Source organism: Pseudomonas sp. SST3 (genome assembly GCF_003325755.1).
In genome coordinates, this window is the sequence record NZ_QORI02000009.1 from 125233 (window position 1) to 140920 (window position 15688).

At 61.8% G+C, this 15688-nt stretch carries 10 protein-coding genes and 1 pseudogene; 5 read left to right on the forward strand and 6 right to left on the reverse strand.

Translation table 11 applies throughout. The features are described from left to right. The first annotated feature begins 23 nt into the window (after positions 1-23). The 4 genes from DQ405_RS11440 to DQ405_RS11455 all read left to right on the forward strand — a co-directional run bounded on the left by DQ405_RS11440 (position 24) and on the right by DQ405_RS11455 (position 5854). The gene (locus DQ405_RS11440; RefSeq protein ID WP_168424337.1) at positions 24-839 is read left to right on the forward strand and encodes a rhodanese-like domain-containing protein; all 816 of its coding nucleotides are present in this window, start codon (positions 24-26) and stop codon (positions 837-839) included. Between the two features lie 11 nt (positions 840-850). Then, positions 851-1753: an archaetidylserine decarboxylase gene (gene asd, locus DQ405_RS11445; protein WP_168424338.1), complete on the forward strand. Its 903-nt coding sequence runs from the start codon at positions 851-853 to the stop codon at positions 1751-1753. 154 nt (positions 1754-1907) lie between these two features. Then, the gene (locus tag DQ405_RS11450) at positions 1908-3725 is read left to right on the forward strand and encodes a molecular chaperone (RefSeq protein WP_168424339.1); all 1818 of its coding nucleotides are present in this window, start codon (positions 1908-1910) and stop codon (positions 3723-3725) included. A gap of 62 nt (positions 3726-3787) precedes the next feature. Beyond that, positions 3788-5854: an EAL domain-containing response regulator gene (locus tag DQ405_RS11455; RefSeq protein WP_168424340.1), complete on the forward strand. Its 2067-nt coding sequence runs from the start codon at positions 3788-3790 to the stop codon at positions 5852-5854. 131 nt (positions 5855-5985) lie between these two features. Here DQ405_RS11455 and serB read toward each other — a convergent pair whose 3' ends face one another. Beyond that, complete coding sequence (gene serB / locus DQ405_RS11460; protein ID WP_168424341.1) at positions 5986-7200, reverse strand: phosphoserine phosphatase SerB; 1215 nt, start codon at positions 7198-7200, stop codon at positions 5986-5988. A gap of 208 nt (positions 7201-7408) precedes the next feature. Here serB and DQ405_RS11465 point away from each other — a divergent pair, with 208 nt between their 5' ends. Beyond that, positions 7409-8962: an AhpA/YtjB family protein gene (locus DQ405_RS11465; RefSeq protein ID WP_168424342.1), complete on the forward strand. Its 1554-nt coding sequence runs from the start codon at positions 7409-7411 to the stop codon at positions 8960-8962. A 161-nt stretch (positions 8963-9123) separates the two neighbouring features. On the opposite strand, the gene DQ405_RS11470 is transcribed toward DQ405_RS11465, so the two are convergent. From DQ405_RS11470 to parE, 5 genes and pseudogenes are all read right to left on the reverse strand, one after another. Continuing rightward, the gene (locus DQ405_RS11470; RefSeq protein WP_342030410.1) at positions 9124-9819 is read right to left on the reverse strand and encodes a PqiC family protein; all 696 of its coding nucleotides are present in this window, start codon (positions 9817-9819) and stop codon (positions 9124-9126) included. Positions 9820-10029: 210 nt separating this feature from the next. Next, on the reverse strand, positions 10030-12288 hold the full coding sequence (parC, locus tag DQ405_RS11475) for a DNA topoisomerase IV subunit A (RefSeq protein ID WP_168424343.1): 2259 nt from the start codon (positions 12286-12288) through the stop codon (positions 10030-10032). Beyond that, on the reverse strand, positions 12285-12812 hold the full coding sequence (locus DQ405_RS11480; protein WP_168424344.1) for a TIGR02281 family clan AA aspartic protease: 528 nt from the start codon (positions 12810-12812) through the stop codon (positions 12285-12287). The genes parC and DQ405_RS11480 overlap by 4 nt, the downstream gene beginning before the upstream one ends. Continuing rightward, positions 12809-13791: pseudogene (locus DQ405_RS11485) on the reverse strand (esterase-like activity of phytase family protein). Before DQ405_RS11485 ends, DQ405_RS11480 begins: the two are co-directional and overlap by 4 nt. After that, positions 13788-15674, reverse strand: coding sequence for a DNA topoisomerase IV subunit B (gene parE / locus DQ405_RS11490; RefSeq protein WP_168424345.1), 1887 nt, complete (start codon positions 15672-15674; stop codon positions 13788-13790). The pseudogene DQ405_RS11485 and the gene parE overlap by 4 nt, the downstream one beginning before the upstream one ends. Between the last annotated feature and the right edge of the window lie 14 nt (positions 15675-15688).

Consider the following 15688-nt stretch of genomic DNA (forward strand, 5'->3'; position numbering starts at 1 on the left):
TTTCCGACCGACCGAGGCTTGCCGTGTCCGCCTTTTCTACCCTGCCCCTGGTAATCGAACCGGCCGATCTGGCCGAGCGACTGGATGCCCCCGAACTGATCCTGGTCGACCTGACGAGCGCGGCCCGCTATGCCGAAGGCCACCTGCCCGGGGCGCGATTCGTCGATCCCAAGCAGACCCAACTTGGCCAGCCGCCAGCGCCGGGGCAACTGCCTGGCAAGTCCCAGCTGGAAAGCCTGTTCGGCGCGCTGGGGCATCGTGCCGACGCGGTCTACGTCGTTTACGACGATGAAGGGGGCGGCTGGGCCGGGCGATTCATCTGGCTATTGGACGTCATCGGTCACCGCCACTACCACTACCTGAACGGCGGGCTGCATGCCTGGCTGGCCGAGCAGCGGCCGTTGTCGCAAGACAGCCCCGCCGCCGCAGGCGGGCCGATCGCACTGCAACTCGACGAAGCCCCCAGCGCGACCCGTGAATACATCGAAAGCCGGCTCGGCGCTTCCGATCTGGTGATCTGGGACGCCCGTTCGCCCGAGGAATACCGCGGCGAAAAAGCACTCGCAGCACGTACCGGCCATATTCCCGGGGCGATCAATTTCGAATGGACGGCGGCTATGGATCCGGCACGCGCGCTACGCATCCGCGAGGACATTGCCGAACGGCTGGAGGCACTCGGTATCACCGCCGACAAAGAAATCATTACTCACTGCCAGACGCATCACCGCTCCGGCTTCACCTACCTGCTGGCCAAGGCCCTGGGCTATCCACGAATCAAGGGATACCCAGGTTCCTGGGGCGAATGGGGCAACCTGCCCGACACCCCGATCCAGCAATGAAAAGGTCATCCATGAAAGATCGTTTGTTCGTACTCAGCCAGTACCTGCTCCCGCACCATCTGATTTCGCGCCTCGCCGGTTGCCTCGCCGAGTGCCGCCTGCCATGGGTGAAGAACACTTTCATCAAATGGTTCGTGCGGCACTTTCAGGTTGATATGCGTGAAGCCCAGGTCGAAGACCCGACTGCCTACGAGCATTTCAATGCGTTTTTCACCCGCGCGTTGAAAGACGGCGCCCGCCCGCTGGTTCCGACCCCAGGCGCGGTCCTTAACCCCTGTGACGGTGCAATCAGCCAGCTGGGTCAGATCGAGCAAGGGCGGATTTTCCAGGCCAAGGGCCATAGCTACAGCGTGATGGAACTGCTTGGGGGCGACCATGAGCGTGCGGCGGCCTTCATGGGCGGCGAATTCGCCACCGTTTACCTGTCGCCCAAGGATTATCACCGTGTACACATGCCGCTGGCCGGCACCCTGCGCGAAATGGTCTACGTACCGGGTCGCATCTTCTCGGTAAATACCGTCACCGCAGAAGGCGTACCGGAATTGTTCGCTCGTAACGAACGCGTGGTCTGTCTGTTCGATACCGAGCGGGGGCCGATGGCCATGGTTCTGGTCGGCGCGATGATCGTTGCCAGCATCGAGACGGTCTGGGCCGGCTTGGTGACCCCACCCAAGCGCACGCTAAAGACCTTCCGCTACGACGAACCGGCCCGAGCCCCCATCCGGCTTGAGAAAGGCGCCGAGATGGGCCGATTCAAACTGGGCTCCACAGTGATCGTGCTATTCGGACCGGATCAGGTCAGCTGGGCCGAGCAATTAACGGCGCTGACGCCAGTTTGCATGGGTGAGAGCCTGGGCCAGGCCAAGCCCGCTTCTCCGTTTAACGCACCGGGTTCCGATTCGACGCAGATATAGAACCGAACCAATGGTCGGCTGCCGCTAGCCAACCTCTCCGTGTTCGCTATGATGTCACGCAACGATTGCATTTTGACATCACGCAGTGACAAGTGCTCATCCATCGCCGAATCGTCGGCGATGCGTGACGCACGTACGCCACGGAGTTCATCGCTTGGAAAACCAGAGCCAACCATCGCCGTTGCGCGTGCCGACGCCGGATTGCCAGGAGTTGTCCTTCTGCGAGCCCAGCGCGCGCGGCGTTAGGCGCTGGCTTTCCGGCCTGCCCAAGGCCAATCTCGGCGAAACTGCACGGCAGCTCTACCAAGCGATGCTGGAACTCAATCAGCTGCGAACGACGGCCCAGAATCGTCTTCAGTTGCTCGAATTGCTTCGCCCAGAAATCCATTTCGTCTGCCGCGAACTGGAACGCTACGTCATCAATCAGCCGATCGTACTCGGCGAGCGCCCACGCAAGGTCGCAAGTTTGTGTCAGGCGCTGCACAACCATCTCGCGATCGGCTACAAACTGATCTCGGTCGAACTTGCTCCGCAAACCGGGCGCGAGCGTCTGCAACTGCTCACCATCTCCTTGCAACGAGCCATCCGCAGCCTCTGCGCAATGCTCGTACGCTCGACGCAGCTGTACAGCCCTACGCCCGATGGTCTTTGGCTCGAGCTTCATCAACTGTATGCCATCGCCGCCACTCATGGTGTGCATCGCTCTCTCGTACGTGACGACCTGGCCTACCGGGTCAAAGGGCTGAGCGCCGAACAGAGCTACATCGTCGCCCTTATGATCGGCAGCGCCCGCTGCAATCAGATGCGTCAGCAGGACGTAGGGCAACTGGCGCAGGTCCTGGAGCCCTGGAGCACGCTGGTTCGCCTGCAGAGCGCACAAGCGCCGTCCAGCCTGTTCGGCGTGTCGCCCCGTATCGATGGCCCACCGCGCTATCGATCGATGTTCACATCCGCAGGGCGGGCCAACCTGCTCGGCATTGACCCGCACGGCCTGGTCAAGGCCATTCAGAGACACCTGCAGTCGCCATCGGATACTCTCCAGGAGACCTCGCTCATAGTCCCCGAAGGCTTGAGCCTCGACCTTCTGCAACACCTGAGCGCGGCCTGGGGCGATATCTCCGAGCGCAGCTTTCAGCGCACCCCTGCGCAAGGCCAGATGACGCTATGCATCGGCATGAGTGCACTGCATTACTATCTGGCGAATCAACGCCCATTCGGGGAGCTGTTGCAACGGCCAGACGCGACGCAATCAGCGGTCTTCAAGCTTAACAATGCAGCACCTGATGTCTGGGCCGTTGCGTTCGACGCCCAGGCGATCAACGAAGACGGGGTCCTGCCGAACGACCACATCGAATTCGTCCGCCCCGTCATGGCAACCACGACGGACAAGGAGGACCTCGCGCCACCACCAGTCGAATGCCTGTTCCCGACATTCGAGGTGCAACGGGTCGACCAGAGCCCCGGCGGCTTCTGCCTATCCTGGCCAGGCGAAGTGCCGGCACAGCTCCAAGCGGGCGAACTGCTCGGCCTGCAGGACGCCACCAGCCAGACCTGGAGCGTTGCGGTAGTGCGCTGGATTCGCCAGGTTCGCGGCAGCGGGCCGCAAATGGGTGTGGAACTCATCGCGCCATCAGCTCAACCTTGCGGCCTTCGTCTGCTACGCAAGACGGAGCAGGGCAGCGAATATCTACGCGCCCTGCTTCTGCCGGAAATAAGCGTCATATCACGCCCGGCGACGCTGATCGTGCCGCGCCTGCCGTTCCAAGAGGGCCAGAAAGTGCAGATCAACCAGAACGGCGATGAGCAGCGCGCACTGCTCTGCCGTCGCCAGACCGGCACTAGCAGCTACAACCAGTTCGAATATCAATTGGTGGGCCTGGTCGCCGTTTCCCAGGAGATGCCGATCACAGCTCGGGGCCTTCATGCTGTCCCTCGAGGCGAAGATTTTGACTCGCTCTGGAACACGCTGTAGATTGCGGCTCACCGTTTTTTAGCCTTCGCGCCCTGTCTACGGCGCGCTCCAAAGCTGCTGCCATGGCCCCGCAAAAGAAAACCATCCGCCTGCTGATCCTTGAGGATTCGCAGAATGAAGCTGAGCGACTCGTCAGCCTGTTTCGCAACGCAGGCCAGGCGACGCGGGTGCATCGACTCACCTCCAGCGAGGACCTTGCCGATGCACTCCAACAGACCTGGGATCTGCTGATCAATGCACCGACCAGCGTCAATCTCGATCCCAGCGAAACCATCGGCGCCATCCGCAAGCAAGCCAAGGACATTCCGGTCATCCAGCTGATCGACGGCAACGACGCCGATTCCATCACCGAAGCCCTCGCACTGGGTGCACACGGAGCGTTACCGCAGGGCGAGGACGAGTGGCTGATCCTGATCGCCAACCGGGAGCTGGCGAACCTCGAGGACCGCCGTGCGCGCCGCACCGCGGAGCTGTCGTTGCGTGAGGCCGAGAAGCGCTGCCAGCTCTTGCTGGAAAGCTCAGTGGATGCCATCGCGTATGTCCATGACGGCATGCATATCTACGCCAACCGCGCCTATCTCGAGCTATTCGGCTATGAGGATGTCGAGGAGCTGGAGGGCATGCCGATGATCGACCTGATCGCCTCCTGCGATCAGGGTGAGTTCAAAGGTTTCCTGAAGAACTACCAGAGCCTGCAGGGCAGCGCCGAACTGGTGTGCGGCGGTGTCCGTGCCGATGGTGGCAGTTTCAAGGCTCGCATGCATTTTTCACCGGCCAGCTATGATGGCGAACCCTGCATTCAGGTCGTCATTCGCGCAGAAAGCGGCAATGCCGAACTGGAAAAGCTGCGGGAAATCAGCAGCCAGGACCTGGTGACAGGACTTTACAACCGCAACCATTTCCTCGAATCGCTGGACAGCGCGGTCGAGCGCGCGGTGAACGCTGGCCAAAGCTCAAGCCTCGCTTATATCCGGATTGATCGCTTTGCCAGCTTGCAGGCCGAGATCGGCCTGGGCGATTCCGACCGATTGCTGGCCGAACTGGCCGGGCTGCTACGCGAGCAGTTCCCGCAGAAGGCCGAGCTGGCACGCTTCGGCGACGATGCATTTGCGGTATTGATGGCGGAGGCCACGCCCCAGCAACTTCAACAGCCATTGACCGAGTTGCTGCGCAAGGTCGAGGGGCATCTGTTCGATATCAGTGGCCGTACCGTTCAGACCAGTCTGAGCATCGGCGTCGCTGCGCTCGACGAACAGACCGCGAAAGCCCGGGATGTGATCGACCGCGCCCACCGCTGTGCCGAAGAACTTGTCGATGGTAATGCGCTTCGCGTTTTCGACCCGGCCGACGAGCTGGCGGCGGCAGCCAACCGAGGCAACATCCTGGCAATGTTGCAGCAGGCGCTGGAAAAGAACAGCTTCCGTCTGCTGTTCCAGCCGATCATCAGCCTGCGGGGCGACAGCCACGAGCATTACGAGGTCCTGCTACGCCTGCTTGATCCACAAGGCGTTGAAGTGCCGCCCAGCGAATTTCTCGGCACGGCGAAAGAAGCGGGACTGGCCACCAAGATAGATCGCTGGGTACTGCTCAATTCCATCAAGTTGGTCGCTGAACACCGCAGCAAGGGCCACAGCACGCGACTGTTCATCCACCTCTCCAGCGCCAGCCTGCAGGATCCCTCCCTGCTTAACTGGCTGGGAGCTGCGCTCAAGGCGTCGCGCCTGCCACCCGACTCGCTGGTCTTCCAGCTCGACGAGGAGGATGCCGTTGCCTACCTCAAGCAGGCAAAGGCGCTGACCCAAGGGCTCATCGGGCTGGGTTGCCGCATCGCCCTCAGCCAGTTCGGCTGCGTGCTCAATCCGTTCAACACGCTCAAGCACCTCAAGGCCGAGTTCGTAAAAATCGACGGTTCCTATACCCAGGACCTCAGCCGCCAGGAAAATCAGGAAGCGCTCAAGCAACTACTGGCGGACCTTCACGAACAATCCAAACAGACCATCGTGCCCTTCGTCGACAGCGCCACCATCCTGGCCACGCTGTGGCAGGTGGGCGTCGGCTACATTCAGGGTCAATATCTGCAGGGGCCGAGCCAGTCGATGGACTACAACTTCTCTTCGGACGACGAATAGCTGGAAGCTGTGAAGCCGCAGCCTGCGAAGCGTTCGACCTCCGCTGCCGCAGGCGGCTACATAAACACCATGCGCCTCGTGGCTGCTTTTGATTCTAGTTTTCAGCTTCTAGCTCGCTGCTGCTTCTGCCTCTATTCAACCCCTTCCCTATCCCTGAAGCCGAGCAGATAGAGGATGCCGTCCAGCCCCAGTGTCGAAATCGCCTGCTTGGCCGATTGTTTGACCAGCGGTTTGGCCCGAAAGGCCACACCCAGCCCGGCCAACCCTAGCATCGGCAGATCGTTGGCGCCGTCACCCACGGCAATCGTCTGCTCCAGGCGCAAGCCTTCCCGCTCGGCCAGTTCGCGAAGCAGATCGGCTTTGCGCTGGGCGTCGACGATGGGCTCCTGAGCGACGCCGGTGAGCTTGCCGTCGACGATTTCCAGCTCATTGGCATAGACGTAATCGATGCCAAGCTTGGCCTGCAACTGGTGCGCGAAGTACGTGAAGCCACCCGACAGAATCGCCGTCTTGTAGCCTAGCCGCTTCAGTTCAGCGAACAGCAGCTCGGCTCCCTCGGTCAGCCGAAGATTGGCACCGACTTCGGCCAGCGCACGCTCCTCCAGCCCTTCGAGCAGGGCGAGGCGCTCTTTGAAGCTGGCGCGAAAGTCCAGCTCACCGCGCATGGCTCGCTCGGTGATTTCCGAGACCTGATCGCCAACTCCAGCCACCCTGGCCAGCTCATCGATGACTTCCGCTTCGATCAGCGTGGAGTCCATATCGAACACCGCCAACCGGCGATTACGCCGGAACACCGAGTCGCGCTGGAAGGCGATATCGACATTGAGCTCCTGTGCCACGCTAAGAAACTCGGCGCGCAGCGCTGCAGTATCGGCCGGTTCACCACGTACCGAGAACTCTATGCAGCCCTTGCCCAGTTCCTCGGGCATATCCAGCGGCTGGCGCCCCGAAAGGCGATCAATATGATCGATGTTGAGGCCGTACTTGGCGGTGATCGAGCTGACCCGTTGCAATTGCTCGGCGGTAACCTTGCGAGTCAGCAGCGTGACGATATGCCGAGGCTTGCCCTGCCCTGCGACCCACTGCTGATAGTCTTCCTCGGCGACCGGCGTGAAGCGCACCTGTTGATCGTGCTTGTAGCCCATAAACAGCACGTCCTTGAGAACCGAGGAGGCGCGTTCGGTATCGGGAATTTCCACCAGGATGCCGAACGACAAGGTGTCATGTATGACAGCTTGACCGATATCCAGAATATTCACGCCACCTTGAGCGAGCACGCCGGTAATGGCCGCGGTCAATCCGGGGCGATCTTCCCCGGTGATGTTGATCAGGACGATTTCGCGCAAGGCGCAGCTCCTATGGCAAAGAAGGCAGGCATTCTACAACAGCCGACCTGCCGCTGAGCGCCATAGCAGTCAGTCATGACAGGACGGGACAGACACGGCGGAACCACACCGTTATCTGCAATTCGTCAGCTTTGACCGGCAGACCTTCAGCCCCCAGTGCGCTTTCCGTATACTGCGCGGCACTTCCCTAAGAGTAGAGCCGCGCTCTGTGAACCGGCCCGCATCCGTCAAGCCAGACAATTTCTTCCTGCTGATCTACCGTGCGCTGCGTCAGCACCGCGTTCCGCTGGTGCTGCGGGTGGCCAGTCACACGCTGTTGCTGGTCGCTCTGGCACTGATTATCTATGCCTGGGTGATGGGCATGCAGTTCAAACACGCTATGGAGCAGCAGGCCGATGCCCTGGGCCAGAGCCTGATGACGCAGACCGCCGCATCGGCGACCGATCTGCTGGTGGCCAATGACATTCTCAGTCTCAATGTTCTGCTGAGCAATCTGGTGAAGAACCCGCTGGTGGCGCACGCAGCGATTTACAGCGTCGACAATCGCGTGTTGGCTGAGTCAGGTTCACGTCCGCAGCGAAATATGCTGGGCGACGAGGAGGGCCTCTACTCCACGCCTATCAGTTTTCAGGAGGTGATCGCCGGCCACCTGCGCATCAGCCTCGACATGCGCCAATTCCAGCAACCAATGACCATCAGCCTGCAAAGTATGGGGCTGCTCAGCCTTATCCTGCTTGCGCTCACCCTTACCCTCAGCATGCGCCTGGGCCGGCAACTCTCGCTTCCCCTGATGCAGCTGCGCCTATGGCTGCGCGACCCGGACGATCCGGCACCCGGCGCAGGTCGGCAGGACGAGATTGGTGATCTGGCGCGGCAGCTTCAGGCACGCCTGGTACCCGAAGAGCCCGAGCCGGAGATCGAGCTGGACGACAGTATGCAGGACCTCTACTCGGCACACTTCGAGGTACCTGCGCCAGCACCGGTCACCGGCTACCAGCACTCCGGGGTCGGGCCTGATGATCACCTCGATGAAGATCAAGACGCGGGTACGGCTGATCACCTCACCGATGCAGAGATCCGCTCAGACGACTTCGACCCGTTCGATGACGATCCGCCATTTGAAGAAGTCCAAACGCAGCCAGTGGCAGCTCCGGTAATGGTCGCACCCAAACCGTCAGTCATGACGGGCAAAAGCGGGGTGCTGGCGATTCAGCTCGGTGCTCAGGAGCAACTCCGACGCCTGCCGCGCGCGCGGCTTACAGAGCTGCTGCAACGCTACCGCGATTGCCTGCAGCAGGCCGCAACCCTGTATCAGGCAGAACTGCACACCCTCAATGATGGCAGCAGCCTGATGCTGTTCCACAGCCAGGATGATGAGCAGAACTACCTGACCCATGCGATTTGCTGTGGCGAGCTGATGCGCGCACTCGGGCACGCCCTGCAGATCGAAGTAGCCGATAGCGGCATTACACTACAGCTACAGCTAGGCCTGACCCAGGGCGAACGGCTCTACGACCTCAGCCAGGGCGATCTTCTGCTGAGTGAGCCGGCACAAGCCGCACTGGCCATGTCCCAGCACAGCCGCAACCTGCTGCTTGTCGAGCGTGGTATTGGCGAAGACAGCCTGATTCGGCAACGGGCGCGCATCCGCCCCATCGCCAGCCCGGAGGGCGCCTGCTGCGTCGAGCGTCTGCTTGAACCTTATCCGTCCCTGCTCGAGCGCCAGCTCGCACGCATGCACGAGCTTCGTAGCCGAAGCTGAAGCCGGAACCAGTCCACTTCGATGACAGGCCTGGAGGTTTGTGCGGTGCCGCTCCTGGTGTGGCTGGCATCTGCATGGTCGCATCAAGGGGGAACGGATGAGACCAGCCCGCGCTTGAAGCGCAGCCGCTGACCAAACAACCTACCGCCAGGAATAGCCTGTCAGAAGCGAAACACTTCCAGATCGGTTCTGATCGGCTCGGCGGCGGGAATAGCCGGGGGTACCGGCTCGGATTTGCTTGGCGTCTTCACGCTGTTGCGCTTGCGCGGCGCCCTGGCTGCGACTGCCACTGGCTCGATGGCGGTGGCTATCATTTCACTCAATCGGTGCAACAGCTCACTTTGCGCGCGCACCTGGTCGCCGGTGCTGCCCTGGTGCTGTTCTTGCAACCGAACCAGACGACTGCTTTGACGCTTTCCTTGCTTGTCCAGCAAGCGCCAGTGGGCCTCAAGCACCGCGGGGTGCTGCGGACCAGAATCCAGCCGGGTGATTTCGAGCTCAACCCGCACGTCAGGATTGAAACCCTTGCTGCCTGGACTGAGTTCAAGGCTCTGCGTTTTCAGCCGCCAGGCCAGTTGACGCAGCAACAGCTGGTTCACGTTGCCTTGCAGGTCACCGGCCCAGCGCGCCTGTTGCACGTCAGGGGCCAGACCGCCATCCGACAGACGTTGCAGCAAGGCGTCATTCCGTAGATAGTCAGCCAGGACCACAGGCCCGAGCAGTATCGCCGCGCCATCGTCCGCTGGCACAGGCATCTCGACGGCACCGTTGTCGAGCTGGTACATCGGCACTGGCTGGGTAACGCAACCAGCGAGGCTGGCGCAGGCTAGCAGTAAAGCAGTTGTGAGGCGCTGCACGTTCGTCTCTACCCTTGCACCGGACCCTGGCGACGTTTTAACTCAGCAGGCGTCTGTCCGCCGTGCTGCTGTCGATCACCCGCGGTCCCGTGCCGATTGTCAGTCCCGAAACGGCTGATGTTCAGCCGCTTCGGCGAATCGGTTGAAAAATGAAGGTTGCTATCTTCCGTGAAACCGCCGTCGGAAGCCAGCCTATAGTGACCTCCTGACTCAGCTCGCAACCTCGACCAGCAGCGCATCCACACGCTGGAAACCGCGTGGCAGCTTGTTTCCACGCCGGCCACGCTCGCCCTTGTAATGTTCCAGATCATCGGCCCTGAGCGACAGCGTGCGCTTACCGGCCTGCAAGACCAGAGTCGCCCCCTCGGGCAGCACGGCGAGGTCCGTCAGATACTCTTCGCGGCTAGCTACGCGATCGCCGGGGATGCCGATGATCTTGTTGCCCTTGCCTTTGCCCAGTTGCGGCAGGTCGCGGATCGGGAATACCAGCAGGCGGCCCTCCGTCGTGACCGCGGCCAGCCAATCCTGGTCGCGATTCTTCAACGGTCGCGGCGCCACCACGCGCGCGCCAGCCGGCAGCGACAGCAGCGCCTTGCCGGCCTTGTTCTTGGCCTGAAGATCCTCACCCTTGACCACGAAGCCGTAGCCGGCATCGGATGCGATCACATACAGCGCATCGTCATCAGGCAGCAGCACGCATTCGAAACTGGCGCCGGGTGGCGGCGTCAGCCGCCCGGTCAACGGCTCACCCTGCCCGCGCGCCGAAGGTAGCGAATGCGCCGCCAGCGAATAGCTGCGGCCGCTCGAATCGATGAACACGGCGTATTGGTTGGAACGACCCGCGGCGGCGCCTCTGAAGCCATCACCGGCCTTGTACGAGAGCCCGGTCGCGTCGATGTCGTGGCCCTTGGCGCAACGCGCCCAGCCCTTTTCAGAAATCACCACGGTGACCGGCTCGGAAGGCAGCAGTTCATTTTCCGAGAGCGCCCGGGCCTCGGCCCGCGCGACGATGGGCGAACGCCGGTCATCACCATAGGTTTCAGCGTCGGCGATCAGCTCCTTGCGCACCAGCTTCTTCAGCTTGGCCTCGCTGCCGAGCAGCGCCAATAGTTTCTCGCGCTCCTTGGCCAGTTCGTCCTGCTCGCCGCGAATCTTCATCTCCTCAAGCCGCGCCAGCTGACGCAGGCGCGTGTCGAGAATGTAGTCAGCCTGCAATTCGGACAGTTCGAAACGCGCCATCAGCACCGGCTTGGGCTGGTCCTCGGTGCGGATGATGTGGATCACCTCGTCGAGGTTGAGGAAGGCCACCAACAAGCCTTCCAACAGGTGCAGGCGCTTCTCGACCTTGTCCAGACGGAACTGCAGACGGCGGCGCACGGTACCGATGCGGTAGGTGAGCCATTCGCTCAGCAGTACCTTGAGGTTCTTCACCTGCGGCCGGCCATCGAGGCCAATAACGTTGGTATTGACCCGGTAGCTGGATTCCAGCTCCGTGGTGGCGAACAGGTGTTGCATCAATTCGTCGGCATCGACCCGGTTGGAGCGCGGGATGATGACGATTCGACAGGGGTTCTCGTGATCCGACTCATCGCGCAGATCAGCGACCATCGGCAGCTTCTTGGCCTGCATCTGCGCGGCGATCTGCTCCAGCACTTTGGAGCCAGACACCTGATGCGGCAACGAAGTGACCACGATATCGCCATCTTCGACGCGGTACACAGCGCGCATGCGTACCGAGCCGCGGCCGGTCTCGTAGATTTTCAGCAGGTCGGCGCGTGGCGTGACGATCTCCGCTTCGGTCGGATAATCAGGACCCTGAACATGCTCGCAGAGCTGTTCCACCGACGTCCCCGGCTCGTCGAGCAGGCGCACACAGGCGGCGGCGACTTCGCGCAGGTTATGCGGCGGCACGTCGGTGGCCATGCCCACGGCAATACCAGTCGTGCCGTTGAGCAGCAGGTTGGGCAGGCGCGCCGGCAAAGTCGCCGGCTCGTTGAGCGTGCCGTCGAAGTTCGGCACCCAGTCCACGGTGCCCTGCCCCAGCTCCGTCAGCAGCACTTCCGAATAGCGCGACAGGCGTGCTTCGGTGTAGCGCATCGCGGCGAAGGATTTCGGATCGTCCGGCGCCCCCCAGTTCCCCTGGCCGTCGACCAGGGTGTAGCGATAGCTGAACGGCTGAGCCATCAGCACCATGGCTTCATAACAGGCCGAATCACCGTGAGGGTGGAACTTGCCGAGCACATCACCCACCGTCCGCGCCGACTTCTTGTGCTTCGAATCGGCGTTCAGCCCCAGTTCGCTCATCGCATAGATGATGCGCCGCTGCACGGGCTTGAGCCCGTCGCCGATATGCGGCAGTGCGCGATCCATGATCACGTACATCGAGTAGTTGAGGTAAGCCTGCTCGGTAAACTCGGCGAGGGAGCGACGCTCCACGCCGTCCAGGCTTAGGTCGATAGTTTCGCTCATGGTCGATCCGTGGCGTGTTGGCGCAGCACCAGAGTGCCCGCGCGCTGAGTGAATTCGAGTTGTTTCAGGGCGCTCATGCCGAGCAGCACCTGTTCGCCGCCAAAGCCTGGCGCGATGAGAGCACGCACATCGTGCAGCACGATGTCCCCCAAGGTGAGGCTATCGAGCATCGTACGATAACCGGTGGTCTGACCGTTGGCGGTCTGCAGCGCCACGGGGGCGCCACGGGGTAGACCGAGGCGCTCCGCCTGCTCGGCAGGTATCGCCACGTCCGTAGCACCGGTATCCAATAGAAAGGTGACCGGTTCGCCGTTGATCAGCCCGTCAGCGACGAAGTGGCCCTGAATGTTGCTTTCCAGCCGTACCTCGATCTGGTCGCCGCGCACCACTGAAACGGGTTCACGATTGGGATTGAAACGGCTCTGCTCCCAATCGCCAAAAAAACGAGTGGCCAGCAGCAGCCCTGCGCCCCACGCCAGCACCAGCATGACGCGGCCGGCACGGCGGCCGGCAGGCTGGGTCACTGCTTGGCACCCCAGCCGCCCTTTGGCGCGGCGAAGCGCCAGACGACGGGACGTTTTTCGCCATCGGCACGCGTGAGTCCGTTGTTGTCGATGCCGATCCAGGCGCCCTCCGCATCGACCCAGAGCGCCTCGGCATTACCGAACGGCGAATCATAGCGACGCAGGTCGGCCAGTGCCGTGGCCGCGTAGGACCAGCACGCTTCACTGTCGCCCATCGACGGCTTGCGTCGGCAGATCCGGTGGGAAACAGGCTCCAAGGTGAATAGTTTGTTCATGTGGAATGCCAACCCGGAGAATCTCCTCGGCTGATCGGACTCGCCCATTGCTGCCGGGGGCGTTTCGCGCCCTCCTTCGGCCAGCAATACGCAGCCGCCGATACATTGCCAGGCGCTCTGCTTGCGATGCATCACCATCAGGCCTCGGCGACTATGTTCGGCCGCGAGCCACAGACGATTGGCTTTCGGATCGACAGTGATGCCCTCGAACATCGCGTTGAATTCAAGCAGCATTCCGCTCGCGCGCGCTGACGAATCAGTCCGTCAGGCAGATTCAACCACTCGGCGGTGCCCGCCGGGCTGACTCTCAGCACCGCCGCGTGCGCCTCGCTGACCAGATAGCGGTTGCCCAGACTGTCACAGCTCAAGCCCTCGAAATCCATTTCGCCGCCACGCAGCATGCCGAAAACCACCGTACGTACCCGCACCCCCCATGACAAACCGGTATTCGGCACAGGCGGTAACTCGAAACGCTCGGCTTCGGCCTTCCAGACGGTGTCGCTGGCATCGAGTCGGTATAGAACGTTATCTTCCCGATCCGAGACAGCCCAAAGGGCATCGCCGCACCACGCCAGTCCGGACAGATTGCCCTGAGCAATGCCTTCGACAGGGTGCTCGCTGACCAGCGCAAGCTCCGCCGCGCCCTCGGCCGCCCAAGCCGGCGCCGCCAGCGCAAACAAGAGCGCAATCCAACGACCTTTCAAATCAGCACCTCGGCGAGATTGCCCTTGGATTCCAACCAGCTCTTGCGATCACCTGAGCGCTTCTTGGCCAGCAGCATGTCCATGATCTCGCGCGTGCCATCGAAATCATCAAGCGTCAGCTGCACCAGCCGACGGGTATTCGGATCCATGGTGGTTTCACGCAACTGTGGCGGATTCATCTCCCCGAGCCCCTTGAATCGGGTGACCTGCGGCTTGCCGCGGCGCTTCTCGGCCACCAGGCGGTCGAGGATGCCGTCGCGCTCCGGCTCGTCCAACGCATAGAAGATTTCCTTGCCTAGATCGATGCGGTACAGCGGCGGCATCGCCACATAGACATGGCCGGCATCCACCAGCGGGCGGAAGTGGCGAACGAACAACGCGCAAAGCAGCGTGGCGATGTGCAGGCCATCCGAGTCGGCGTCGGCGAGAATGCAAATCTTGCCGTAGCGCAGCTGAGCCAGGTCCGCCGCACCGGGATCGACACCGATGGCCACCGCAATGTCGTGCACTTCCTGGCTGGCCAGCACTTCCCCGCCGTCGACTTCCCAGGTGTTCAGGATCTTGCCACGCAAGGGCATGATCGCCTGGAACTCCTTGTCCCGCGCTTGCTTGGCAGAGCCGCCGGCGGAATCGCCCTCGACCAGGAAAAGTTCGGAGCGCGCCGGATCCTGCCCGGCGCAATCCGCGAGCTTACCGGGCAACGCCGGACCTTGGGTGATGCGCTTGCGCTCGACCTTCTTGCTTGCCTTGAGTCGCCGACCGGCATTGCTGATGGCCAGTTCGGCGAGTTGCATCCCCAGTTCAGGATGCGCGTTGAGCCAGAGGCTGAACGCATCCTTGACCACGCCGGAGACGAACGCCGCAGCCTCGCGGGAGGACAGACGTTCTTTTGTCTGACCGGAAAACTGCGGCTCCTGCATCTTCGTCGAAAGCACGAAGGCAATCCGCTCCCAGACGTCCTCAGGCGCCAGCTTGACGCCGCGTGGCAGCAGATTGCGGAATTCACAGAACTCGCGAATGGCATCCAGCAGGCCCTGACGCAGACCGTTGACGTGGGTGCCGCCCTGCGCCGTCGGGATCAGATTGACGTAGCTTTCCTGAACACTGTCACCGCCTTCAGGCAACCACAACAGCGCCCAGTCGACGGCCTCCTTGCTGCCGGCCAGACTGCCGCAGAAGGGTTCGTCAGGCAGGCGGGCGAACTCGCTGACCGCGTCGACCAGATACGAACGCAGGCCATCCCCGTAATGCCATTCGACTTTTTCACCAGTGTTCTTGTCTTCGAAGCTGACGTTCAGCCCTGGGCATAGCACTGCCTTGGCTTTGAGCACGTGCTTGAGCCGACTGATGGAAAACTTTGGCGAATCGAAATATTTGGGGTCAGCCCAGAAATGCACGCTGGTACCGGTGTTGCGCTTGCCAACCGTGCCGATGATGTCCAGTTCGCTGGCTTTAAAGCCATCGGTAAAGGCCATGCGGTATTCGTTGCCGTCACGCTTGACCGTCACCTCGACCCGCGTCGACAGCGCGTTGACTACCGAGATGCCCACCCCGTGCAGGCCGCCGGAAAACTGATAGTTCTTGTTTGAAAACTTGCCGCCGGCATGCAGTTTGGTAAGGATCAGTTCGACACCCGACACGCCCTCTTCCGGATGGATATCCACCGGCATGCCGCGGCCATCGTCGATTACCTGCAGCGAGTTGTCCTGATGCAGGATCACCTGCACCGAGCTGGCATGGCCCGCCAAGGCCTCGTCGACGCTGTTGTCGATGACTTCCTGAGCGAGGTGATTGGGTCGAGAGGTGTCGGTGTACATGCCCGGACGCTTGCGGACAGGGTCCAGGCCCGACAGGACTTCAATGGCTTCGGCGGTATAAGACATGTGCGTCTCGTGAT